General features: G+C 71.7%; 22 protein-coding genes. 11 read left to right on the top strand and 11 right to left on the bottom strand.

Translation table 11 applies throughout. The features are described 5' to 3' along the window. Window positions 1-42: 42 nt before the first annotated feature. From ABZ887_RS13670 to ABZ887_RS13655, 4 genes are all read right to left on the bottom strand, one after another. Complete coding sequence (locus tag ABZ887_RS13670) at window positions 43-1,056, bottom strand: MASE1 domain-containing protein (RefSeq protein ID WP_361287520.1); 1,014 nt, start codon at window positions 1,054-1,056, stop codon at window positions 43-45. Window positions 1,057-1,135: 79 nt separating this feature from the next. Further along, window positions 1,136-1,963: a PP2C family protein-serine/threonine phosphatase gene (locus ABZ887_RS13665; protein WP_361287517.1), complete on the bottom strand. Its 828-nt coding sequence runs from the start codon at window positions 1,961-1,963 to the stop codon at window positions 1,136-1,138. A 155-nt stretch (window positions 1,964-2,118) separates the two neighbouring features. Beyond that, complete coding sequence (locus tag ABZ887_RS13660) at window positions 2,119-3,222, bottom strand: GNAT family N-acetyltransferase (protein WP_361287514.1); 1,104 nt, start codon at window positions 3,220-3,222, stop codon at window positions 2,119-2,121. Window positions 3,223-3,538: 316 nt separating this feature from the next. Then, the gene (locus tag ABZ887_RS13655; protein WP_361287511.1) at window positions 3,539-5,350 is read right to left on the bottom strand and encodes an FAD-binding dehydrogenase; all 1,812 of its coding nucleotides are present in this window, start codon (window positions 5,348-5,350) and stop codon (window positions 3,539-3,541) included. 328 nt (window positions 5,351-5,678) lie between these two features. Between ABZ887_RS13655 and ABZ887_RS13650 the strand changes: the two genes are divergently transcribed. Genes ABZ887_RS13650 through ABZ887_RS13630 form a run of 5 tightly spaced genes read left to right on the top strand, consistent with a single transcriptional unit; the run spans window position 5,679 to window position 11,536 of the window. Next, window positions 5,679-6,770: a substrate-binding domain-containing protein gene (locus tag ABZ887_RS13650; protein WP_361287508.1), complete on the top strand. Its 1,092-nt coding sequence runs from the start codon at window positions 5,679-5,681 to the stop codon at window positions 6,768-6,770. Between the two features lie 53 nt (window positions 6,771-6,823). Further along, window positions 6,824-7,912 (top strand): mandelate racemase/muconate lactonizing enzyme family protein, encoded by a 1,089-nt coding sequence (locus ABZ887_RS13645; protein ID WP_361287505.1) that lies wholly within the window; start codon window positions 6,824-6,826, stop codon window positions 7,910-7,912. Further along, the gene (locus ABZ887_RS13640) at window positions 7,909-8,973 is read left to right on the top strand and encodes an ABC transporter permease (protein WP_361287502.1); all 1,065 of its coding nucleotides are present in this window, start codon (window positions 7,909-7,911) and stop codon (window positions 8,971-8,973) included. Before ABZ887_RS13645 ends, ABZ887_RS13640 begins: the two co-directional genes overlap by 4 nt. Before the next feature lie 5 nt (window positions 8,974-8,978). Beyond that, window positions 8,979-10,016, top strand: a complete 1,038-nt coding sequence (locus ABZ887_RS13635) for an ABC transporter permease (RefSeq protein ID WP_361288022.1) — start codon at window positions 8,979-8,981, stop codon at window positions 10,014-10,016. After that, on the top strand, window positions 10,013-11,536 hold the full coding sequence (locus ABZ887_RS13630) for a sugar ABC transporter ATP-binding protein (protein ID WP_361287499.1): 1,524 nt from the start codon (window positions 10,013-10,015) through the stop codon (window positions 11,534-11,536). The genes ABZ887_RS13635 and ABZ887_RS13630 overlap by 4 nt, the downstream gene beginning before the upstream one ends. Window positions 11,537-11,639: 103 nt before the next feature. Here the strand turns inward: ABZ887_RS13630 and ABZ887_RS13625 are convergent, their stop codons facing one another. Next, window positions 11,640-12,392 (bottom strand): dienelactone hydrolase family protein, encoded by a 753-nt coding sequence (locus ABZ887_RS13625; protein ID WP_361287496.1) that lies wholly within the window; start codon window positions 12,390-12,392, stop codon window positions 11,640-11,642. 229 nt (window positions 12,393-12,621) lie between these two features. Between ABZ887_RS13625 and ABZ887_RS13620 the strand changes: the two genes are divergently transcribed. The 3 genes from ABZ887_RS13620 to ABZ887_RS13610 are packed head-to-tail and all read left to right on the top strand — an operon-like array spanning window position 12,622 to window position 14,741. Beyond that, the gene (locus tag ABZ887_RS13620; protein WP_361288019.1) at window positions 12,622-12,984 is read left to right on the top strand and encodes a MarR family transcriptional regulator; all 363 of its coding nucleotides are present in this window, start codon (window positions 12,622-12,624) and stop codon (window positions 12,982-12,984) included. Further along, window positions 12,981-14,414: an MFS transporter gene (locus ABZ887_RS13615; RefSeq protein ID WP_361287493.1), complete on the top strand. Its 1,434-nt coding sequence runs from the start codon at window positions 12,981-12,983 to the stop codon at window positions 14,412-14,414. The genes ABZ887_RS13620 and ABZ887_RS13615 overlap by 4 nt, the downstream gene beginning before the upstream one ends. A 33-nt stretch (window positions 14,415-14,447) precedes the next feature. Further along, window positions 14,448-14,741, top strand: coding sequence for a DUF1330 domain-containing protein (locus ABZ887_RS13610; RefSeq protein WP_361287490.1), 294 nt, complete (start codon window positions 14,448-14,450; stop codon window positions 14,739-14,741). A 106-nt stretch (window positions 14,742-14,847) separates the two neighbouring features. Here ABZ887_RS13610 and ABZ887_RS13605 read toward each other — a convergent pair whose 3' ends face one another. The 6 genes from ABZ887_RS13605 to ABZ887_RS13580 form a co-directional block, all read right to left on the bottom strand. Then, window positions 14,848-15,579, bottom strand: a complete 732-nt coding sequence (locus ABZ887_RS13605) for a GntR family transcriptional regulator (RefSeq protein ID WP_361287487.1) — start codon at window positions 15,577-15,579, stop codon at window positions 14,848-14,850. Window positions 15,580-15,653: 74 nt separating this feature from the next. Further along, the gene (locus ABZ887_RS13600) at window positions 15,654-16,631 is read right to left on the bottom strand and encodes an MBL fold metallo-hydrolase (RefSeq protein WP_361287484.1); all 978 of its coding nucleotides are present in this window, start codon (window positions 16,629-16,631) and stop codon (window positions 15,654-15,656) included. Window positions 16,632-16,677: 46 nt separating this feature from the next. Then, entirely contained in the window at window positions 16,678-17,397 is a 720-nt protein-coding gene (locus ABZ887_RS13595; RefSeq protein ID WP_361287481.1) for a hypothetical protein, read from the bottom strand. Then, window positions 17,394-18,263, bottom strand: a complete 870-nt coding sequence (locus ABZ887_RS13590) for an alpha/beta hydrolase (protein WP_361287478.1) — start codon at window positions 18,261-18,263, stop codon at window positions 17,394-17,396. The genes ABZ887_RS13595 and ABZ887_RS13590 overlap by 4 nt, the downstream gene beginning before the upstream one ends. A gap of 72 nt (window positions 18,264-18,335) precedes the next feature. Further along, window positions 18,336-19,619, bottom strand: a complete 1,284-nt coding sequence (locus ABZ887_RS13585) for a HAMP domain-containing sensor histidine kinase (RefSeq protein ID WP_361287475.1) — start codon at window positions 19,617-19,619, stop codon at window positions 18,336-18,338. Between the two features lie 43 nt (window positions 19,620-19,662). After that, window positions 19,663-20,340 carry a response regulator transcription factor gene (locus tag ABZ887_RS13580; protein WP_361287472.1) on the bottom strand — a complete coding sequence of 226 codons (678 nt, stop codon included), beginning with the start codon at window positions 20,338-20,340 and terminating at the stop codon, window positions 19,663-19,665. Window positions 20,341-20,514: 174 nt separating this feature from the next. On the opposite strand from ABZ887_RS13580, the gene ABZ887_RS13575 reads away from it, so the two are divergent. The 3 genes from ABZ887_RS13575 to ABZ887_RS13565 all read left to right on the top strand — a co-directional run bounded on the left by ABZ887_RS13575 (window position 20,515) and on the right by ABZ887_RS13565 (window position 23,103). Beyond that, window positions 20,515-20,874: a hypothetical protein gene (locus ABZ887_RS13575; protein WP_361287469.1), complete on the top strand. Its 360-nt coding sequence runs from the start codon at window positions 20,515-20,517 to the stop codon at window positions 20,872-20,874. Between the two features lie 146 nt (window positions 20,875-21,020). Further along, entirely contained in the window at window positions 21,021-21,773 is a 753-nt protein-coding gene (locus ABZ887_RS13570; RefSeq protein WP_361287466.1) for a DUF2071 domain-containing protein, read from the top strand. A 115-nt stretch (window positions 21,774-21,888) separates the two neighbouring features. Beyond that, on the top strand, window positions 21,889-23,103 hold the full coding sequence (locus tag ABZ887_RS13565; RefSeq protein ID WP_361287463.1) for a carbohydrate-binding protein: 1,215 nt from the start codon (window positions 21,889-21,891) through the stop codon (window positions 23,101-23,103). Window positions 23,104-23,216 lie beyond the last annotated feature (113 nt).

Genomic DNA, 23,216 nt, shown 5'->3' with positions numbered 1-23,216 from the left:
CGCGGGGGACCGGGCGGCTGGCCCGGTCCCCCGCGGCGTCGGTCACCGGGCGTCGCGCTCGCGCCGCGGTTCCGCCCCCTGCGGCGGGGTGCGCCCGGCCGGGGAGTCGTGCGCGGTGAGGTGTTCCAGGACCTCGGCCAGTTCCTTGCAGGCCTCCGCGACGGAGAGCCGGGTGTTGCGCTGCTCGGTGATGACGGCCGACAGCAGCAGCGCGGTCAGCGCCATGGAGCCGTTGAACAGCTGCAGCTTCACCATCACCTCCACGGGGGACAGCCGGGCGAACGCGCCGGTGCCGTCCGTCGCGGCGACCGTCGCCATCACCGACGTGAACAGGGCGCAGAGCATGCTGCCCGCCAGCCGGAACCGCAGCGCGGCCCAGATCAGCAGCGGGTAGACGAGGAACAGCGCGCTCAGGGAGCTGTGCGTGGCCACCGGGACCAGGACCGCCGCGACGGCCGCGAGGGCCAGGACCTCCTTCCAGCGGGCCAGGGACGGCGGCCCCCGGGTCTCGAACAGCACCAGCAGGACCGGGGTGACGATCAGGACGCCCATCGCGTCGCCCACCCACCACGCCAGCCAGATCGGCCAGAAATGGGTCGTGTCGAGCTTGCCGGCCAGGACGAGGGTGGCCACGTCGATGCCGGAGCTGATCGCCATGGCGGTGAACGCTCCGAGGAACACCAGGGCGACGCCGTCCCGCAGCCGGCTCAGTTGGGTGCGGAAGCCGACCCGGCGCAGCATCAGGTACGCGCACACCGGCCCGGCCGTGTTGCCGACGAGGATGCCCAGGACGTCGGGCCCGGGTGTGCCGAGCGACAGCACGAGGAAGAGGGCGCCGAGCGTGACGCCCGGCCAGCAGCCCAGTCCGAAGACCAGCAGACAGGCCAGCGCCACACCGGTCGGCGGGTAGACGGGGGTGAAGACGGCGCCCTCGACGGTGAGCCGGCGCAGCAGGCCGAGCCGTCCTGCCGCGTAGTAGCAGGTGGCGACGGCCAGCGTCCGGAGAGCGAGGACGGCCGGCCGGCGCAGCTCCTGGTTACCCACCACACCAGCCATCAGACACCGCGGCGGCCGGGTCGGCGAGGCGGGCGCCGCCCGCGGCCGACGCGACGTGGCCGGTACCGGTGCCCCGGGGCTACGGTGTGGTGTCCAGGCCGTCGTGGCCCATGACCAGGACGGCCGCGTCGTCCTCGTGGCCGACGCGTTCCGCGCCCTTGATCACGGCGGCGGCCAGGGACTGTGCCTCGAGTCCGGCGACGGCGGCGACACCGGCGAGCCGTACCACCTGGTCGAGTCCCTCCTCGATGGGCATCGACGGCCCCTCCACCACCCCGTCGGTGAGCAGCACGACCATGCCGCCGGTGGTGAGCCGGTACCGGGCCACCGGGTAGTCGGTGCCGGGCTCGATGCCCATCGGCGGTCCGCCCTCGTCCTCCCCGAGCCCGGACTTTCCGTCGGCGGTGGCCCAGACGAACGGGACGTGGCCGGCCCGGGCGCTCTCCAGCACCCCGGTCTCCGGGTCGAGGCGCATGAAGGTGCAGGTCGCGAAGAGGTCGCTGCCCAGGGACACCAGCAGGTCGTTGGTGCGGGCGAGCAGCTCGCCCGGATCGCCGGTCACCGAGGCGAGTGCCCGCAGGGCCGCGCGGACCTGGCCCATGAAGGCGGCCGCCTCGATGTTGTGGCCCTGGACGTCGCCTATGGACAGGCCGATGTGCCCGTCCGGCAGGGTGAAGGCGTCGTACCAGTCGCCGCCCACGTTGAGCCCGAAGCAGGCGGGCGCGTACCGGACGGCCAGGTGGAAGCGGGGGGTGTCGGGCAGGTCCCGGGGCAGCATGCCGCGCTGGAGGGCGATGGCCAGCTCCACCTGCGAACGCTGGTACTCGGCCCGCTCGCGTGCCTGGGCGGTGAGCGACCTGAGTCTGGCCAGCAGCTCGTCGTCGTCCGTTGAGCGCTTGCGGGGCATGGTTCACTCCGGCCGAGGCTCCGTCCTTACCAGGGCAAACCCCTAGATTTTCACCTTTACAGGATCATAGTGCGAACGGTGGGCGGGCGGGTGGCTGGGCGGGTGGCCGCGGCGGCGACGGCCGGGTGCGGCAGGCCGTCGCCGGGCGGCTCGGTTCACCCCTTGTCCAGGCCGTCCGGGCGGCGGGACGCGCGCAGTGTGCCGACCGTCTTCAGCAGCCGGTCCGCCGGGTCGCGCAGCCGGGGATGGGCGAGGACGGTGTTGCGCAGCCCGCGGACCGGCCGGCGCCACAGGCGGTGCGCCGCGGCCACCGGGTGGGTGCGGGTGGCGAACCCCTCGCCCACCCGCAGTTCGCGGGTCTTCAGCCAGTCCTTGTACTCCTTGTCGCCGCGCCCCAGGTCGACGAGGGTGACCCCGCCGCGCGCCGCGGCCTCGGCGGTGCGCAGATGCATCATCAACCCCGGTGAGTAGTAGTGCAGTTCGGGGTCGTAGGCGGTGAACCAGGCGGCCAGTACGGTGCTTGAGCGCGGGCCGAAGTGCGCGGCGACCGGCCGGTCGCCGGCGTAGAGCACGGACAGCACGCCGGTGAAGTGCTCCTCGCGGACGTGGAAGAGGTGGTCCACGAGGTCGACGATCCAGGGACGGGCGAAGCGGTCCATGCGTCCGGTCCGCCGGTACTGGGCGGACTTCCAGCGCATCAGCGTGCGCAGGGCCGCGGGGTCGCGCTCGTCGAACTCGAAGCGCAGGTCGCCGATGTCGCGGCCGAGGCGCCGTTCCTTCTTCAGTGTGGTCTTCGCCAGGCCCGGATAGGTGGCCCGCAGCCACTCGGGGTAGCCGGCGTCGCCGGGCTTCACGTCGATCACCGGGGAGGCGAAGGTGCCGGTGACGTGTGGGGCGAAAGGTCTCTGCTCGGCCACCAGGTGGTCGAACTCGAAGATGGACATCCCGCAGGCGCTCAGCAGTTCCTGGGCGTCCCAGGCGACTCCGGGCCGGTGCACCAGCGCCTGGCAGTCGGAGAGACCGAGGCCGACGGCCCGGCCGACACCGAGGGCGTTGCGCTCGTACGGGAGGAAGCCGACGGGTTCACCGCCCTCGCGCAGGACCGCCACCCGCACGCCGGCGCGGTGTTTGCCGACGCCGATCGTGAACTCCGGGGCCAGAAAAGGGTTGGCGTACTCCGGCGACTCGTCCATCGCGCGGTGCCAGGCCCGGCAGAGCGACTGGGTCAGCTCGCCGGGTCTGTGGATCGTTACGTCCACCTCAGATCAACCGCCCTTCGGCTGACGAGGTGTGTGGCGCATGACTGCACTGACCTTGGGATCGCATGGGCGACCGCTCCCCCCCATAACGCGTATGCCGCGTTCTGCCGTTCTGCCGTGTCTACGAACAGCTCCTGTTCCCCGCTGTACACCGTCGTTCCGCGACCGGCGACGGGGTCGCCGGTCCGGAGGTGTCGCTCAAACGTCGCGAAACAGTACGCACGCTGTCAAGGGTGCCACTGTCGGGGCGGGTTGGGGGTGGGTAAGTCGGACTATCTCGGTCCTTTCTGCCAGGCCGCCGTCAGGGCCGCCTCCGTCAGGTCGCCGTCGCTGCGGCCGCCGCACGCCCCGCCTGCCGGCCGGAGAAGAGGCAGCCGCCGAGGAAGGTGCCCTCCAGCGAGCGGTAGCCGTGCACCCCGCCGCCGCCGAAGCCCGCGACCTCACCGGCGGCGTACAGCCCGGGCACCAGCGAGCCGCTGCTGTTCAGGACGCGCCCGGAGAGGTCGGTCTGGAGGCCGCCGAGGGTCTTGCGGGTGAGGATGTTCAGCCGGACGGCGATCAGCGGCCCTGCGCTGGAGTCCAGGATCCGGTGGATCGAGGCGGTACGGCTGAGGGAGTCGCCGATGTAGCTGAGGGCGTTGCGGATGCCCTGGACCTGGACGTCCTTGGTGTACGGGTTGTCGATCTCGCGGTCGCGGGCCTCGATCTGCCGTTTGAGGTCGGCGAGGTCGATGAGGTTGTCGCCGGTCAGCTTGTTCATGCCGGTGACCAGATCGGTGAGGTTGTCGGCGACCACGAAGTCCGCGCCGTTGTTCTTGAACTTCTCGATGGGCTCCGGGGTCTGCCAGATCCGGGAGAGCAGCTGCCAGACGTTCTTGTTGGTGAGGTCGGGGTTCTGTTCGGAGCCGGAGAGCGCGAACTCCTTGGCGATGATCTTCTGGGTGGTGACGAACCAGGAGTAGTCGTAGCCGGAGGCGGTGATCGACCCGAGGGTGTGCAGGGTGTCGTAGCCGGGGATGTCCGGCGTGTTGAAGCGGCGGCCCTTGGCGTCGAACCACATGGAGGACGGGCCGGGCAGGATGCGGATGCCGTGGTTCGGCCAGATCGGGGCGTAGTTGCGCAGGCCCTCGGTGTAGTGCCACATCCGGTCGGGGTTGACGATCCGGCCGCCCGCCTGGGCGGTGATGCCGAGCATCCGGCCGTCCACGTGCGCGGGCACGCCGGTGACCATGAACTTGGGCGGGGTGCCGAGCCGGGCCGGCCAGTTCTGCCGTACGAGGTCGTGGTTGGCGCCGATGCCGCCCGAGGTGACCACCACGACCGGGGCCCGCAGCTCGAAGTCGCCGACCACGGTACGGCTGCTGGGGGTGCCGCGGGCCGCGCTGCTGGGCTCCAGGACCGCGCCCCGGACACCGGTCACCGCCCCGCCCGTGGTCACCAGCTCGTCGACCCGGTAGCGGAACTTGAAGGTCACCTTCCCGGCGGCGACCGCCGCGCGGACCTTCTTCTCGAAGGGTTCGACGACGGCCGGACCGGTGCCCCAGGTCACGTGGAAGCGGGGCACGGAGTTGCCGTGCCCGTCGGCGAGGCCGCCGCCGCGCTCGGCCCAGCCAACGATCGGGAACCACTGCACGCCCAGCCCGGAGAGCCAGGACCGCTTCTCGCCGGAGGCGAAGTTCACATACGACTCGGCCCACTTGTAGGCCCAGTAGTCCTGGCCGCTCGGGTCGCCCACGCCCCGGTCGAAGCCGGCCGTGCCGAGCCAGTCCTGCCAGGCGAGGTCGTGCGAGTCCTTGACGCCCATCAGCCGCTGTTCGTCGGAGTCGACGAAGAACAGACCGCCGAAGGACCAGAACGCCTGGCCGCCGAGACTAGCCTCCGGCTCCTGGTCGAGCAGCAGCACCTTGCGGCCGGCGGCGGCGAGTTCGGCGGTCGCGACCAGACCGGCGAGGCCGTGGCCGACGACGATCGCGTCCGCGTCCTGCGACTCGGCGGCCAACGCACCGGCCTGGCCGAGGGTCATACCGGCGAGCGCGCCGCCGGCCACCGTCAGCACCTGACGGCGGGTGAACCGGGACGACTGCTCGGAGCCTTCGGTCGCGCCGGTGCCTGCGCTGGGATTCTCCATGGCGGGGGTGCCTTCCGTACGGACGCGGGCGGTGCGGGAGACATGACTGGGACTGCCGGGACGGCCAGGTGTTACCGACGGTAGCCCATGGTGGGAGCCGTGGACCAGAGTCGTGCGCGACCGGATCGCGGCCGAACTGCCTTACAGGCAAGCCGAGTTGCATTTCCGCCTTTCCTATAGGATCTGTCGACCCTCTCGACGACATCGACTGCACCGTTCATTGAATCCCCCCTGCTTGAAACGGTTTCCGTCCAAGACCTTGACGCACACCTCCCCCTGCCCCACGATCACCGCATCGATTTCCTATCTGATCCTGCAGGGGTGGGAGATGTACTTCCCGACCAGATCCGTCCTGTCCGGGGTTCTCACGGCGGCACTGCTCGCCACGGGGACCGCGGCCTGCACCTACCGCAACGCACCCACCACCGCCACCGGACAGGCCTCGACCGCCGGACGCACCGGCGACGGCGCCGACCTGGCCGACGGGTCGGGGACCAAGGTGGCCCTCGTGCCCGGCGGCGCCCATCCGTACTTCCAGCCGTGGAAGACGGCGGGGGCCGCCGCCAAGAAGACCTACGGCCTCGGGGACGTCACCTTCGACGAGACGGCCGAGTGGGACCAGCAGAAGCAGAACAACCTGCTGTCCACGCTCGCCGCCCGCGGCTACAACGCCTTCGGGGTGTTCGGCGTCTCCCCCACCGACATCAACACCACCTTCGCCGACCTCACGTCGCAGGGCTTCCCGGTGGCTTCCCTGGGCTCCTGCCCGGCCAGCGACACGGACAAGGCCGACTTCTGCCTCTCCACGGACGTCGAACTCGCCGCCTACAAAGCCGCGAAGGCGGCCATCGAGGCGATGGGCGGCAAGGGCACCCTGGTCCATCTGACCGGCAACAACGTGGACGCCAACACCCAGTTGCGGATCAAGGGCGTGGCCCGGGCCGTCAAGGAGTCCGGCGGCAAGGTGAAGCTCCTGCAGACCGTCACCGACATCGACACCGACCTGCAGACCGCGCAGAAGGCCGTCTCCGACCTGATGGCGGCCAAGGGCGACCGGATCACGGGCATCGTCGCCACCGCCTACAACCCGGCCGTCGCCGCCGCCGACGCCGTCAGGTCGTCCGGCTCCAGGGCGAAGGTCATCGCCATCGACGACGACGCCAAGATCCTCAGCGGCATCCGGGCGGGCACGGTCACGGCGACCGTCGTACAGAACCCCACCGGCCAGGCCGAGATCGGCACCTGGGCGCTCGCACTGCTCCAGACGAAGCAGTGCACCATGCGCGACCCCGGGGTGAAGGTCGACTCGGGTTCGTTCGTCGTCACCAAGGCGAACGTCGGCGACTACGACAAGGCCCGGCAGGAGAAGACCAGGCAGCTGAAGACGGAGTTCGCCGACAAGTACCTCTCGTGCGGCTGACCGCCTCCAAAGAGCCCGATGAGCCCGAAGAGCGCGAGAGAGAACGGACATCGATGAGCATCATCACGACCGCGACCGCCCGGCTGGTCGACATCGCCGTCGAGACGGACCGCACCGACGCGGTGCAGTCCTTCGTCAAACAGGAGACGGTCCTGGTCGACCTGGCGACGGCGGACGGTCTCGCGGGCACCGGCTACGCGTACACGATCGGCACCGGCGGCACCTCCGTACTGGCCCTGCTGCAGGACCATCTGCTGCCCGCCCTCGTCGGACAGGACGCCCGCAACGTCGAGGCGCTGTGGCAGCGGCTGTTCGCCCTGACCCGGGCCACCACCACCGGCGCCATCACCTCCCTCGCCCTCGCCGCCGTGGACACCGCCCTGTGGGACGTGCGGTGCAGGCGGGCCGGGGAGCCGCTGTGGCGGCTGGCCGGCGGACACCGCCAGGAGGTGCCGGTCTACGACACCGAGGGCGGCTGGCTCCATCTGAGCACCGAGGAACTGGTCAAGGGCGCCCTGCGGGCCCAGGAGGCGGGCTGGGCGGGCGTCAAGGTCAAGGTGGGCAGGCCGCATCCCGCCGAGGACGCGGAGCGGCTGCGCGCCGTGCGCGAGGCGGTCGGTCCCACGCTGCACGTCATGACCGACGCCAACCAGTCCCAGACGGCGTCCTCGGCACTCCGGCTGGCGGCCGCGCTGGAGCCGTACGACCCGTACTGGCTGGAGGAGCCGCTGCCCGCGGACGACATCAGCGGCCATGCCCGGCTCGCGCGGGCGACCCGGATCCCGGTGGCCGTCGGCGAGTCCATGTACTCGCTCATGCAGTTCCGCAGCTACCTGGAGACGGGCGCCGCGTCCGTCGTGCAGGTCGACGCGGCCCGGATCGGCGGCATCACCCCGTGGCTGAAGGTCGCGCACCTGGCGGAGAGCCACAACGTGACGGTCTGCCCGCACTTCCTGATGGAGCTGCACGTCAGCCTGGCCGCCGCGGTGCCCAACGGCAGCTTCGTCGAGTACATCCCGCAGCTGCGGGCCGTGACCCGGACCGAGCTGGCCATCCGCGACGGCCTGGCGGTGGCCCCGGACGTGCCGGGGATCGGCATCGACTGGGACCTGGACGCCCTCGACGACCGGAGGGTGGCATGACGACGTCCGTCAGCCCGCCGGAGTCCGTCCCGGAGCAGCGGGCGGCCGCCCACCGGATACCGTTCTGGGTCAACCAGCGGCTCGGTCTGCTGGTGCTGGTCATCGCGCTGGGCATCCTGTTCGGCGCGCTCCGGCCCGCCTTCCTCGACCAGCGCCTGGTGCTCTTCCCGCTGCTGCGGGACGTCGCCACGCTGACCGTCGTCGCGCTCGCCCAGATGGTCGCCCTGTCCGTGGGGCACATGAACCTCGCGGTCGGGCGGATGGCGGCCTTCGGCGCCATGTTCGCGGGCCTCGGCTACGACAAGCTCCATCTGCCCATGCAGGTGGGCCTGTTGCTGTGCCTGGTCGCGGGCGCGGCGATCGGCGCGGTCACCGGCTGGCTGATCGACCGTACCGGGGTGAGCTCCTTCGTCGTCACGCTGGCGATGGACTTCGCCCTGCTGGGCCTGGTGTCCCTGATGTACTCGGCGCTCACCGAGGACGCCGCCTTCACCACCCGCCCGGCCGGCATCGATGCACTGCGGTCCTACTCGCTGGCGGACATCTGCGTGGGCCCGGTCTGCGGCTCCCCGGCGATCCCGCAACTGGCCCAGTTCACCGTGTTCGCCATGGCCGGTCTCGGCTTCCTGTACGGCTGCACCCGCATCGGCCGGGAGCTGCTGCTGACCGGGGCGAACCCGGCCGCCGCCGAACTGTCCGGCGTCCCCACCGGACGCCGGGTGCTGCTCGCCCACACCCTCTCCGGGCTCCTCGCGGCGCTCGCCGGGTTCATGGCCGCCGCCGGGACGGGCACGTTCCGCGCCTCCATCGGCGACGACTTCATGCTGCCGTCCTTCCTGGGCGCGGTACTCGGCGGCACCCTGCTCACCGGTGGGGTGGTGTCCGTGCTGGGCACGCTGCTCGGCACCGCGCTGGTCGGCGTGATCCGCAAGGGGCTCGACCTGCTCGGCGTCGGCCTGGAAAGCCTCAACATCTACCTCGGCTGCATCCTGCTCCTGGCCCTGTCGGCCGACCGGATCCGCACCGTGGTGTCCTATCGCAAGGTGGTGCGCTCCACATGAGCCGCATGAGCACGATCCGCGACCGGCAGAGCCGGGCAGCCGCGGCGCTGCACCGGTTCTCCCGTACGACGACGGCCATGCTGCTGCTGGTCGTCGTGGCAGGGGCGGTGGCACTGGAGGTGGCGTCGTCGGGCTCCTTCTTCGAGGGCCCCTCGGTACGGGTCTTCCTCCAGTACCTCGCCACACCCATCCTGATCGGCCTCGCCCAGATGGTGGCGCTGTGCGTGGGCCAGCTCAATCTCGCCGTCGGCGCCCTGGGCGGTTTCACCGCCTGCCTGACGGGCGTCCTGATGGCCGACCACGGAGTACCCGCGGGGGTCGCCGTGCTCGTGGGGCTGCTGACGGCGACCGCCGTCGGCCTGGTGACCGGTGTCGCCATCGTGGCCACGCGGATCAACGGGTTCATCGTCACCCTCGCCACGATGACGATCCTGCTGGGAGCGCAGTACCGGCTGGTCGGCACCCGGACCGTCGACGGCTACTCCGCCACGCTGCGCGACCTGGGCACGGCGGCGCCGCTGGACATCCCGCTCGTCTTCGTCACGGCGATCGTCGCGGCCGTCCTGCTGGGTGCGTTCATGTACCGCACGGTCGCGGGGCGGCGGCTGCTCGCGGCCGGCGGCAACCCGCTGGCCGCCCGCCTTTCGGGCATCTCCACCGACCGGCAGATCGTGGCCGCGCACACCCTGTCCGGGCTGCTCGTCGGCGTGGCCGCCGTCACCGCGACCGCCTCGCTGCCGGGCGTCAACCGCAGCGTCGGCGGCGACTGGCTGCTGCCCAGCTTCGCCGCGCCGATCATCGGCGGGGTCGCGCTGACCGGCGGTTCCATCGCGGTGTTCGGGACCGTCCTCGCGGCCTTCGTGACCCGGCTCATCGACGCGGCCCGCGCCCAGTTCTCGCTGGACCCGAGCTGGGTCAACCTGCTGATCGGCCTGGTGGTGCTCGGCACGGTGGCCGGCGGGCACCTGCACCAGACGCGGCTGGCGAAGGCCGCCATGCCGTCATCACTGCCGCCGTCACCGCAGCCGGGAGGCGCCCGATGAGTACGGTCCTCCTCGAATGCCACGACCTCGTGAAGGTCTTCCCCGGCGTCCGCGCCCTGGACGGCGTGGGGCTGCGGCTCGCCGCCGGCTCCGTGCACGCGCTCCTCGGTGAGAACGGCGCCGGCAAGTCCACCCTCATCAAGGTCCTGACCGGGGTGCACTCCCCCGACGGCGGCACCCTCGCCTGGTGCGGTGAACGGGTCCAGCTGCGCTCTCCCCTTGAGGCGACCCGGACCGGCATCGGCGTCGTCCACCAGGAACGCAACCTCATCCCCGGCTTCTCGGTGGCCGAGAACATCACCCTGCAGAAGCCGCCCGCGCGCCGCGGTCTGGTCGACTACGCGGCCATGACCGAACCGGCCGTCGCCTGCCTCACGGAGCTGGGCGTCGACCTCGACCCGGACCGGCCGGTGCGCGAACTGTCCGTCGCCCAGCAGCAGTTGGTGGAGATCGCCAAGGCCCTGTACACCGAGAGCCGGGTGCTGCTCCTGGACGAGCCCACCGCCTCCCTCTCCCCCGAGGAGACGGAGCGGCTGTTCGCGGTGGTCCGGCGGCTGGCCGAGCGCGGTGCCTGTGTCGTCTTCGTCAGTCACAAACTGGAGGAGGTCTTCGCCCTCTGCGACACGGTCACCGTGCTGCGGGACGGGAAGTCGGTGCTGGAGTCGGCGCCGCTGGCCGACCACTCCCACGACGACATCGTGAGCCTGATGGTGGGCCGCGCCCACGCGGCGGCCGAGATGCGCCCGCGCACGGTCGACCGGTCCGCCGCGCCGGTCCTGGAGCTGGACGCGGTCGCGACGGCCGGCGGGCACCGGGACATCAGCCTGGCGGTGCGGCCCGGGGAGATCCTCGGCCTGTACGGGCTGGTCGGCGCGGGCCGGAGCGAGCTGGTCAAGGCGGTGCTCGGCCTCGACCGCATCACCGCCGGCGAGGTCCGGGTGCACGGCAGGCCGGTGCGGATCAGCTCGCCCCGCCAGGCCCTGCACGAGTTCGGCATCGGGTACGTGACCGAGAACCGCAAGGAGGAGGGCGTCTTCCTGGAACAGCCCATCGTCCGCAACATCACGGTGACGGTGTGGAAGAGGCTGGCCAGGGCGCTCGGGTTCGTCCCGGCGGGCGAGCAACGCGCCGTCGCCCAGGACCTCGTCGACCGGCTCGGCATCCGGATCACCGGCCTCGCGCAGAACGCCGGCGAACTCTCCGGCGGCAACCAGCAGAAGGTCAGCCTCGCCAAGTGGCTGGCGGCCGACACCCGGTTGCTCGTGGTCGACGAACCGACGGTGGGCGTCGACGTGCGCACCAAACGCGCCTTCCACGAACTCCTCTGGGACCTGGCCCGTGACGGCCTGCCGATCCTGCTGATCAGCAGCGACCTCGCGGAGATGGTCACCCTCGCCGACCGGATCGTCGTCATGACCGACCACCGCGTCCGCGGCGAGGTCGACAACGACCGGGACTACGACCGGATGAGCGGCCGGATCATCCGCCTGATCCACGACCGCGACGCGGTGCGCTCCTGAGGCGGCTCGCCCAGGTCATCGCCGTACGACCGGAACAGCTCGACAGGTACCGCGAGTTGCACCGCAAGGTGCCGGAGCCGGTGCCGGACCGGCTCCGGCGCTGTCACATTGAAGTACGCCCCCCGCTCCCGGGTTCGGTCACGGGCAGGCACTCGGCGAGGAGGTCGACGACGTCGTGCCAGGCTCGCTGCGCGTGCCGTGGGTGGTAGCCGACGCCGGGGACCACGGGGTGGCCGACCGTCGGGTGGTGGAAGGCGTGCAAGGCGCCGCCGTAGACCGTGAGGCGCCAGTCGACGCCCGCGGCCTGCATCTCGGCGGTGAACGCGTTGCGTTGCGCGGGCGGCATGATCGGGTCTTCCGAACCGACCCCGGCCCACACCGGGCAGCGAATGCGCGCCGCCTCGCCCGGTCGGCCCGTGGTCAGTGCGTTGACTGTCCCGATGGCCTGCAGGTCGACGCCGTCGCGCCCGAGTTCCAGCCCGATGGCGCCCCCCGTGCCGTAGCCGACGGCGGCGATCCGGTCGGGGTCGGTCCGCGGTTCGGCGCGCAGCACGTCGAGCGCCGCGTGGCCGATATCCCGCATCCGCTCGGGATCGGCGAGCAGCGGCAGGCAGCGGGCCAGCATCTCCTCGGGGTCGCCCAGATAGCGCCCGCCATGAAGGTCGAAGGCCAGCGCTGTGTATCCCAGCTCGGCGAGAGCATCGGCCCGACGGCGCTCGACGTCGCTGAGCCCCATGCCCTCCGGTCCGAGCAGCACCGCGGGCCGGCGGTCGACACCGGCCGGGAGCGCGAGGTGCCCGATCATCGTCAGACCGTCGGCCGGATACTCGACCGTACGCGTCGTCATCGTCGTCATGAGACTGGACCGTAGTGATCGTCGAGCCCGGTCCGGCCGGTGTTCTGCCGCCGGCAGAACAGCGCGGGTATCCCTCTGCGCTGTCGGATCCCATTTGCATAAACTATGAATATAAAAATGCTATGCTTCCAGCGTGAGTCGTCAAGACACCGCTCCTGGCGCGTCCGCCGCCATCGGGGCAGCCCTCTACTCCCTGGCCACCAGGGCCGCGAGACGTCTGCCCCGGGACATGAGCCTGACGTCCGCCGCCACTCTGGCCACCCTGGACCGGACCGGGCCGCGGCGCATCACCGATCTGGCCGCGGTCGAGGGCGTCACCCAGCCCGCGATGACCGCCCTGGTCCGGGTGATGGAGGGGTCCGGCCTGGTCGAGCGGCGGGGCGACGCGTCCGACAAGCGGGTCACGCTGGTGTGCCTGACCGAGGCCGGCGCCTCCTATGTCCGGACGCGGCACCGGGCGGGCGTCCACGCGTTCGAGCGGTTGATCGGCGAGCTCACCGGCGACGAGGTCGAGGCGCTGGTGGCGGCCCTTCCGGCGCTGAAGCATCTGGCAGAGCTCGAAAGCCAGGACCGCGAAGGGCCGAAGCAGTGACCGGGCAACCCGACGGCGGGGTCGCGGCGAAGGCGTTCCCGGTGGCGCGTTCCGAGGCGCGGCTGCTGGTCCCCGCCCTGATGTTCATCGCTCTGGTCGTGGCGGCGGTCGCCAGCCTCGGGACGCCGCTCATCACCAGCGTGGCGACCTCGTTCCACGTCTCGCTCGGCAGCGCGCAGTGGACGCTGACCGTCGCGCTGCTCAGCGGCGCCGTCGCCACGCCGGTCCTGGGCCGGCTCGGTGCCGGCCGGCACCGGCGGGCCACGATCCTCGCCACGCTGGCGGTCGTCGTCGCCGGCAGCGCGCTCACCGTGCTGCCGCTGCCTTTCGCGTGGCTGCTGGCCGGCCGGGCGGCCCAGGGCGTCGGGCTCGGGCTGACGGCGCTGATGATGGGCGTGGCCCGGGACCACCTCCCCGAGGAGCGCGGCGCGGCCGTGATCGCCCTGATCTCGGTGGTCTCGATCATCGGGGCCGGCGTCGGCTACCCGGTGGCCGCACTGCTCTCCGAGCTCGGCGGGGTACGGGCCGCCTACGGCCTCGGCCTGGCCGTCACCGCCGCCGCCCTCCTGGCCGCGTGGCGCTCCATGCCCGAAGCCCCCGAAGGCCGCTCCGCTCACGTGGACGTGGCAGGCGCGGTCGTCCTGGCCGCTGCGCTGCTCCTGGTGCTGTTCCTCGCCGGCGAGCGGAATCTGTGGAGCCGGCACCTCGCCGTGGCGGCGGGCCTCGCCGTCGTCGCGGTGGTGCTGCTCTGCGTCTGGGCCGTCGTCGAGCTGCGCAGCACGACGCCCCTGGTCGACGTTCGGGCGGTGCGGCACCCGGCGGTCGCCGGGGCGAACCTCGCCATGTTCGTCGGCGGGATCGGCATGTACCTCCTGCTCACGCTCATCACCCGGTACGCCCAGACGCCGCACGGCGCCGGCTACGGCTTCGGGCTGACAACCTTCGTCGCCGGGCTGGTCCTCATCCCGTTCTCGGTGCTGGGGTTCGTCGCCGGCAAGCTCACGCCGCGGGTCCGGACGCGGGTCGCCGACCCCCTGCTCCTGGCCGGCAGCGCCGTCGTGGTCGGCGGCGGGTTCGCCCTGTTCGCGGCGGCCCGGTCGGACCTGGCCGAACTGTTCACGGCGATGGGCGTGCTCGGCTTCGGCGTCGGCGGCTTCTCGGCCGCGATGCCCGGCGTCATCCTGGCCGTCACCCCCAGGAGCGAGACGTCGAGCGCCATGAGCTTCAACTACGTCGTCCGCAGCGTCGGGTACTCCCTGGGCAGCGCCCTCGGCGGCCTGATCCTCACCGCGGGCACCGGCCCCGGCCACCTCTTCCCCGACGACAGCGCCTACACCACCGCGGCGCTGGTCGGCATCGGCGCCATGGCGATCACGACACTGACAGGCCTCGCTCTCGCCCGCCGACGCTCGTCCGAGACCAACCCGTAAGTCAGATGCACTCGTCCCGACACTGGAGGTTCCATGCCCAAGGGCTACTGGGTCAGCGTCTACCGCACCATTTCAGACCCTGAGAAGCTGGCTGCCTACAACAAGCTGGCCCCTCTGGCCGTCAAGGCCGGGGGCGGCCGGGTCCTCGTCCGGGGCGGCCGGGTCGTGGCGCATGACGCCGGCATCGCCGAGCGCACCGTCCTGATCGAGTTCGACAGCTTCGAGCAGGCCGTCGCGGCGCACGAGAGTGCGGCCTACCAGGAGGCGCTGGTCGCCCTCTCCGACGGCGTCGAGCGCGACTTCCGCATCGTCGAAGGCATCGACTGACCGGTCGAACGACTCGACCTTGTCGGTCGCCGCGGTCACCCGCCGGCGAAGCGGCACACCCCGACTACCCCGGGTGAGTGGTGGGCCACGGCGGAACAGGTCTTCCTCATGGAGTAGGCGGCTCGGCGCCGCCGTCGTCCTCGAGCTGGCGCTCCATGCTGCGGGTGAGGTGCTCGGTCATCGCCTCGGCCGCCCGCTCGGGGTTGCGGCGCAGCACGGCCCGTACGATCCGCTCGTGCTCGGCGACGGTCGGGCCGCCGGCCCCGACGACGTCGCCGAGCCGGAAGATGTGCAGGTGCGCGTGGAGGCGCTGCACGGCGTCGGCCAGCAGCGGCCGGTGCGCGGCCTGTCCGATCGCCTCGTGGAAGCGCTGGTCGAGTCCGGCGAAGTCGCGGTAGGACGCGTACCGGCCGTTCGGGCTGGGCTGGACCTGCATCTCCTCGAGGATCCGCTCCAGGCCGTCCAGCTGTTCCTCGGTGGCGTTGCCGGCGGCCAGGGCGGCGGCCCTCGGCTCCAGCAGCAGCCGCATCTCGAAGAGCTCCGCGAGGCCCTGACGGGTCAGCAGCTCCGTGGCCCGGTATCCGGACAGGGCGCGCTTGACCACCAGTCCGTCGGACTCCAGCCGGGCCAGCGCCTCCCGGACCGGGGTGGGCGAGACCTTGAGGGCGCGGGACAGCGCGTCGATGCCGACGCGGGCGCCGGGGGCGATCTCGTGGTCCATGACCATCGCCTTGATGCTCTCGTACACGCTGTCCGACAGCGCCTGCCGGACGGGGGGACCGCTCTGCTCGTCGCCCTCGCCCGGAAGCCCGGCCGCGGAAGAGGTGTGCGGCGGCATCCCGGACCCTCCTCCTCAAGACCTGCGTGGCACCCCCAGTTTACCCAGGTGGGCGGGGTGGGGGGCCGGTTGCGTCAGCGGAAGGAGAAGACGGTGAAGGCCGCCATCTCCGCATTGGCCGGCGCGCTCGCCTCGAAGCCGTAGTACTCGCCGTACTTCGGTCGCAGCAGGTCCACCGCGTCCCGCGCCACGGCCGCGAGCTGCGCCGGGAACCAGGCCGAGTGGGCGCCCTGGGAGGGGTCGATGAAGTCGCTGATGGGATGTGCCTTGAAGGCCTGGGTGACCGCGTCCCGCATGTCCCGGTAGTAGCCGAGTTCGAACTCGACGTCGGCGCGGGAGCCGACGTTTCCGTGGCCCGCGGAGAGGAAGTCCCAGGTCATGTCCCGGACTTCGGTCAGGTTGCGGTCCGCGAACAGGAACCGCTCGTTGCCGGTGAAGTGCCAGAAGGGCGGCTGGTCCGGGCCCATCAGGTCGGGACAGTGCACGATGTTCTCGCCGGCCAGCAGCCATGCCGAGTGGTCGTCGGTGTGCGCCGCCCACTCGAAACCGTGCATCCGGACCGTCAGGTCCTCGAAGGTGAAACTCCCCTCCGGCCACGCGACCGTCTCGGTCGGACGCGGCAGCACGCTGTCCACGGCCCCGAGTTTCCGGGCCGTCTTCTCACTGGCCACGATCCGCAGCGCGCGGCCGTCGTGCCGTGCCGCCTCGACGTACCTGGGGGCGTCACCGATGTGGTCCGCGTGGAAGTGGGTGTAGACGACGGTGGAGACGGGCTTGGGCGTCACCGACGCGATCGCCGCGACGACGCCGTCGTAGCAGTGCTCGATGGGGTCCATCAGGAGGACGGACTCCTCCCCCACGTGGAACAGCGTGGCGAAGACCCCGACCTCGACCCAGTACGAGCGCTCCGACAGCCTCTGCAGGACGAACGGCTCGGTCATGGCCCGCCGGAAGAGCTGGTCGACGTGGGCGCCCACCGGGAGGACGAGGTCCTTCGAGGGAGCGACGGACCGTCCGCCGGTGGTCGAGGGGAACGTACGGATTTCGGTCATGCTCTCAACCTCTCCCGTCGTCGGACGACGGACTCGGACAACGGAGTCAGACGACGGAGATCTCGTCGAGATCGATGGTGATCAGGCATGGTTCGGGCAGCGCGTGCCCGTCGTCCTGCACGGGCACGATGTACCGGTGGGTGGGGAAGACCAGTCCCGACACCTGCACGTGTTGTTCGGCGAAGTGTGCGGCGGGGGTGCCGCCGAGGACGTCGGGCGCGTAGTCGTGGCGCCGCAGCAGACCGGAGTGGTCGTAATGGAGGACCTGCTCCGTGCAGTGGGTGGCCATGTCGTGCGGGAACCGGGCCCGCAGCCGGCGCCACTCCGCGCCGGCCTCCCGCCACGACTCCGTCTCCTCGACGACCACGCCGGGCCGGGTCAGCAGGTAGGGGGCCGTGAGGTAGTTCCACATGGCGTAGCCCGCGAAGTACAGCACGTCGAGCCGGTCCCACGGGGTGTCCGGGTCGTGGCCGACGAGGGCCTCGCGCGGAGCGGCCCGTTCGGCGACGACGTCGCCGTCCCGCCGCTCGACCGCGACCCGCTCCGGCGTGAACACACCCCGCAGCTCGGCGCCGGTGAAGCGCTCGAAGACCAGTCGCTGGCGCTGCACGTCGACGCTCATGTCGGCGTCGGCGAGGATGCCGTCCTGACCGACCTGGGACCACAGGACCCCGCCCAGGGACCCCGTGGCGTGAATGGTCTCCGCCTCTCGCCACCGCGGGAGGCCCCCGTGGGCGTGCAGGACGAGATCCAGCAGGTCGCTCACGCGGCGTCGTTCCCTTCGGCGGCCTGCGGCCGGGCCAGGAACCGGGTGACGTCGGCGGCGAACTCCTCGTGGTGCTGGAAGAGGAACCCGTGCGCCGCGTCCGGGTAGATCCGCAGCTCCGCGCCGGGGATCAGCCCGGCCAGCAGGTGGGAGTAGCGCGGCAGGATCATCGGGTCGCTGTCGCCGTTGGCGACGAACACCGGCACCTGGATCGCGGTCACCCGCTCCAGGAGCCCGACATTGGGGATGCCCCAGGCGCACACCGCGTCGTACTGCGCCTGACGCGTCTGCCACGTCGTCGGCGTGTCCAGCTCGCCCCGGGTGAACATGCGGCCGAGCGCGGCCTCGCCCGACTTCCGGCTCTCGGCGGACCGGGTGTAGAAGACGTCGAGCATCTTCGCGGGGTCGGTCCTGACCTGTCCGACCGAATCGATGACCCACTGCGCCCACCCGTGCATGCCGGGCGCCCCCTGGGGTGCGGACGAGGCCAGCACGAGACGCCGTACCAGCGCCGGCCGGATCAGCGTGATCTCCTGGGCCACGAAGGACCCGAGGGAGAACCCGAGGACGTCGACCTGGCCCAGTTCCAGCGCGTCGATGAAGGCGATGGCGTCCACCGCCATCTGCGCCACCGTGCCCGGCGTGGTGCCGCCGGATCCGCCGACGCCGGTGTTGTCGAAGGCGATGACGCGCCGGCCCCGGGCCAGGGCGTCCACCAGCGCGGGGTCCCAGTTGTCGAGGTTGCCGCGGAAGTGCACCAGCAGGACCAAGGGCACACCGCCCTCGCCGACCTCGCGGTACGCGTACTCCACGCCGCCCGCGGCCGTCACCTTGCTGATCGGCGCCTCGGTGTAGCTCTGCACCATCGGATCCACCTCTCCCCGGAGTCTGCGACCGGCCTCAAAAGGGCTTCCCGGCCGGCTCCGCACCAGGGTCGATCAGCCGTGGGCGGCCTGTCCCTCACATGAACGGGTGAGGGCGGCGGCCGGCCGGGGCAGGGTCAGGACCAGGCGGGCGCCGGGGTCGGCGGCGCGAGGTGGCTGGGCGGTGAGCGTCCCGCCGTGGGCGGTCGCGATGTCGCGGGCGATGGCGAGCCCGAGGCCGGTGCCGCCCGCGTCGCGGGTACGGGCGTTGTCCAGCCGGGTGAAGCGGTGGAAGACCCGTTCGCGGTCGGGTTCGGGGATGCCCGGCCCGTCGTCGCGGACCTCGACGACCGCTTCGCCCTCGGTGTGGCGCATCTCGACGGTCACGGTGTGGTGCGCGTGCCGCAGGCCGTTGTCCAGGAGGTTCGAGAAGAGGCGGGCGAGTGCGGTGCGGCTGCCGAGGACCGGCTCGTCGGGCTCCGCGGGCGCGACGAGGACGACGGGCCGGTGGGGGTAGCGCTCGGCTATGGTCCGGCGCAGGAGGTCGGTCACGCCGAGCGGTTGGAGTTTCAGCGGTCGGTGCGCGTCCAGGCGGGCGAGGAGCAGCAGCTCGTCGACGATCTCCTCCAGGCGGACGGTGTCGCGCAGCGCCTCGCGGCCGACGGCGGGCCACTCGGCACGGTCGGGGCGGGCCAGGGCCAGTTCGAGACGGGCCTTCAGGGTGGTGAGGGGGCCGCGCAGTTCGTGCGAGGCGTCCGAGGTGAAGGTGCGCAGCCGCTCGACGGCGCGCTGGAGCTGGTCGAGGGTGCCGTTCATCGTCTCGGCCAGCGAGGCGACCTCGTCCTCGGAGCCGGGCACCGGGACCCGGTTGTGGAGACTGTGGGCCGTGATGTCGGCGAACTCGGCACGGATGTCCTCCACCGGCCGCAGCGCCCGGCCCATGGCGTACCAGTTCAGCCCGGCCACCAGGAGGACCATCAGGGCGGCGCCGGGGACCAGGGCCCAGGTCAGGATGACGACGGCGGTGCGGGCGGGAGCCAGGTCGGGGTACGCCTGCACCAGCATCAGCCCGGCGGCGGTGTCGACGGAGGCGGTCGCCTCGCCGTCGTCCGGCTCACCGGTCTGCGTGCCCTGGGAGTCGTCCCCGGTGACCACGGTGACGTCCGGCAGAGCGGTAAGCACCTCAGCCACGGGGGCGCCCGCGTCGAGTCGGCGGGCGGCCTGCTCGACGTGGTCGCGGGCCGCGGTCCGGGCGGAGCCGACCAGGTGGGTGTGGACGGCGTAGAGCAGGACCGCCGAGCTGGCGGCGAGGGCGATACCGGCGACGAGGGCGACGGCCAGGGTGGCACGGCCCCGCACCGTGCGGGGCCACAGCCGCGGGCGTCGCCGTCGCCTGCTGCGGTCAGGATCCGTCGGAGCGGAGTCGGTAGGCTCCGCCGGGTACGGTTTCGATGCTGGCCCGGCCGAAGGGCCGGTCGATTTTTCGGCGTAGCGCACTGACGTTGACCTCCACGATGTTCGGACCGCCCTCGTACGCGCTGTCCCAGACGTGTTCGAGGATGGCGGCCTTGGTGATGGCGACGTCCGGGGATGCCGCAAGCAGTACCAGGACGTCGAACTCACGGGGCGTGAGGGCGATGTCCGTACCGGCGCGGCGGCAGCGGCGGGCGCCGGTGTCGATCTCCAGGTCCCCGAAGTGCCGGACGATCTGCCGTTCGGGGCGTGCGCGGCGCATCAGGGCGTGCAGCCGGGCGATGAGGACGACGAAGGAGAAGGGCTTGGTGAGGTAGTCGTCGGCGCCGGTCTCCAGGCCCTCCGCCTCGTCGTACTCGCCGTCCTTCGCGGTCAGCATCAGGATCGGGGTGTTGTCGCCGGCCGCACGGAGGTGGGCGCAGACCTTGTAGCCGTTGAGCCCGGGCATCATCACGTCGAGGATGATCACGTCGTAGCTGTCGGCGGCCGCCCTGGCGAGGCCGTCGAGGCCGTCGCCCACGGCGTCCACCGCGAACCCCTCTGCCCGCAGGCCCTGTTGGAGCAGCTCCACGAGCCGGGCGTCGTCGTCCATCACCAGCACACGCATGTCGTACACCTTGCCTCACCGGTGACGCGCGGTGCTGAAGGGGATCTTCAGGACGTTCAGCGGATCTTCAGCGGACGGCGGCGAGAGTCGGGGACGTACTCGTTCCCGACGGGACCGGAGGCCGCACCGGGTCCGGTGTCCCCACGTCCCGTCACCCCAGAAGGAGCTGATCCCATGAAGACACGTTGGCGCGGCGTCTCCCGCCGCCGAGGCCTGCTGATCACCGGCGTCGCCGTCGCGCTCCTCGCCTCGGGCGGGGTCGCCGCGGCGGCCTCCGGCGACGACGGCACGACCGACGACCCCGGCATCACGCTCACCGAGGTGCCCGGCGCGGTGCCGACCGACTGGACGCCGGCGACTCTCACCCCGGTGGACGGCGCCACTCTCACCGAGGACCCCGGCATCACGCTCACCGAGGTGCCGGGCGTGAAGCCCACCGACGTGCAGCCGGGCCACGCCACCGCCCTGCCGCACCAGCCCGTCGTTGTCGGGGACGGCGGGGACGGCGTGACGCTCCCGGGCCACACGCGGTAGGTGCCGGGCGGGACCCTGTCGCAGGCGCCCGGCCGGGCCCTCCCGGCCGGGCGCCTCGTGCGCTCCCGCGCGGCGATCGCCGTCGGCTCCCCCAGGCCGCCCCCGCCCACCACCCCCTCGTACTGGCGTGCTATCACCGATGTTCCATGGAGACCGTGCCGACTGTGCCGACCGAGCCGATCACCCCGTCCACCCCGCGGCCCGTACGGTGGCCGACGATGGTGCAGGGGTGGCACGAACTGACCTTCCTGCACTGGCCGGTGGAGCCGGAGCGGGTGGCGGGGCTGCTGCCCGCCGGCACCCGGCCGGACACGCTGGACGGGGTCACGTACGTCGGTCTCGTCCCGTTCCTGATGCGGGGCACGGGCTTCGGGCCGGGGCCGGGGCTGCCGTATCTGGGCACCTTCTGCGAGACGAACGTACGGCTGTACTCGGTGGACGGGCACGGCCGGCGCGGGGTGGTGTTCAGGTCCCTGGACGCGACCCGGCTGCTCCCGGTGCTGATGGGCCGGCTGGGGTTCCGGCTGCCGTACATCTGGTCCGCGATGCGGCTGCGCCGAGAGGGCGATGTGATCACGTACACCTGCCGGCGGCGGCGCCCGGCGGCCGCGAGCCGGGCGGTCGTCCGGATCGGGGCGCCGATCGCCGAGCCCTCACCGCTGGAGCAGTTCCTGACCGCGCGCTGGGGGCTGCACGTGACCTGGCACGGCCGTACCGCGCACCTGCCGAACGAACATGCGCCCTGGCCGCTGCACCGGGCCGAACTGCTGGATCTGGACGACGAGTTGGTGGCGGCGGCCGGCCTGCCCGCACTGTCCGGGCCGCCGGTCAGCGTGCTCTGGTCGCCCGGCGTGAAGGTGCGGTTCGGGACGATGGAACTGCTGCGCCACGCCAGGTAAAGTGTTCGTATGGTCTAGTCCAAAGGGAGCTTTGGTCCAGTCCAATTTATTGACGTGACCGCGACACCTCCGGAAGCTGGGACCACCCCACCTCCCCGGCCCCCTGGAGGCACCAGTGAGACCCCTTCGCGCATGTCTGGGCGCGGCGGCCGCCGTCACCCTCGCCGCCGCCGGCACCACCGCGCTCGTCGCGAGCAACGCCTCGGGCGCGACCACCGCGCTGAGCAACCGGTGGTATGCGGCCGCCCCCTACCTGATGCCCCTGGACAACAACCCGCCGGACGCGGCCGCCATCATGGACGCCAGCGGCCTCAAGGCCTTCCAGCTGGCGTTCGTCCTGGCCCCCAACGGTGGCGGCTGCTCGCCCACCTGGGGCGGCACGGCGGCGGTCTCCTCGGACACCGCGGTCCAGTCGGTGATCAACACCATCCGGGCCAAGGGCGGCGACGTCTCCGTCTCCATCGGCGGCTACGGCGGCACCAAGCTGGGGCAGACCTGCGCGGACGCGGCCTCCACGGCGGCGGCCTACCAGCAGGTCATCACCAAGTACGGGCTGCACGCGATCGACTTCGACCTGGAGGAGCCGGAGTACGAGAACACCGCGGCGATCAGGAACGAGATCGGCGCCGCGAAGATCCTCCAGCAGAACAACCCGGGCCTGTACGTGTCGGTGACGACGGCCGGCACGGCGGACGGGACCGGCTGGTTCGGCAAGCAGATGCTGCTGGAGGCGAAGTCGCAGGGGTTCACGCCCAACAACTTCTCCATCATGCCGTTCGACGGCGGTTTCAGCGGGGCGGCCTCGCAGACCAGCGCGCTCACCAACTTCAACTCGATCCTGCAGTCGACCTTCGGCTGGGACCAGGCGACCGCCTACGCCCACGAGGGTTTCTCCGGGATGAACGGGCGCAGCGACACCGGCGAGTACTTCACCCAGGCCGACTTCCAGACCGTGCTCGACTACGCGACGAGCCACAACATGGACCGCTTCACGTTCTGGTCCCTGAACCGCGACCGCCAGTGCTCCCCGGTCGACAACAACGGAACCACGTCCGGAACCTGCTCCAGCGTGGCGCAGAGCGCCTGGGACTTCGCGACGTACTCGGTGAAGTTCGCGGGGGTCACCCCGCCGACCACCACCCCCACTCCCACGCCCACCCCGACACCCACTCCCACCTCCTGCAAGACCGCCTGGAGTGCGTCGGCGGTGTACACGGCCGGGAACGAGGTCTCGTACAACAGCCACAACTGGAAAGCCAAGTGGTGGACCCAGAACGAGGTGCCCGGCGCCTCCGAGTGGGGTCCCTGGCAGGACGAGGGCGCCTGCTGACCCCTTGACGGGATTGGTCCGGACCTTTACCTTCGCGGGTCATTGAGGGTTACGGATGCGGCCGGAGTTCATGCACATGAACCTCTCCGGATCTCGTGCAGCGGACTCCGGAC

Origin of the sequence: Streptomyces sp. NPDC047061, assembly GCF_040643955.1 — a bacterium.
In the GTDB taxonomy this organism is placed as follows: Bacteria; Actinomycetota; Actinomycetes; order Streptomycetales; family Streptomycetaceae; genus Streptomyces.
The sequence above is the reverse complement of the archived record's forward strand: the minus strand, read 5'-3'. Positions and strand labels throughout refer to the sequence as shown.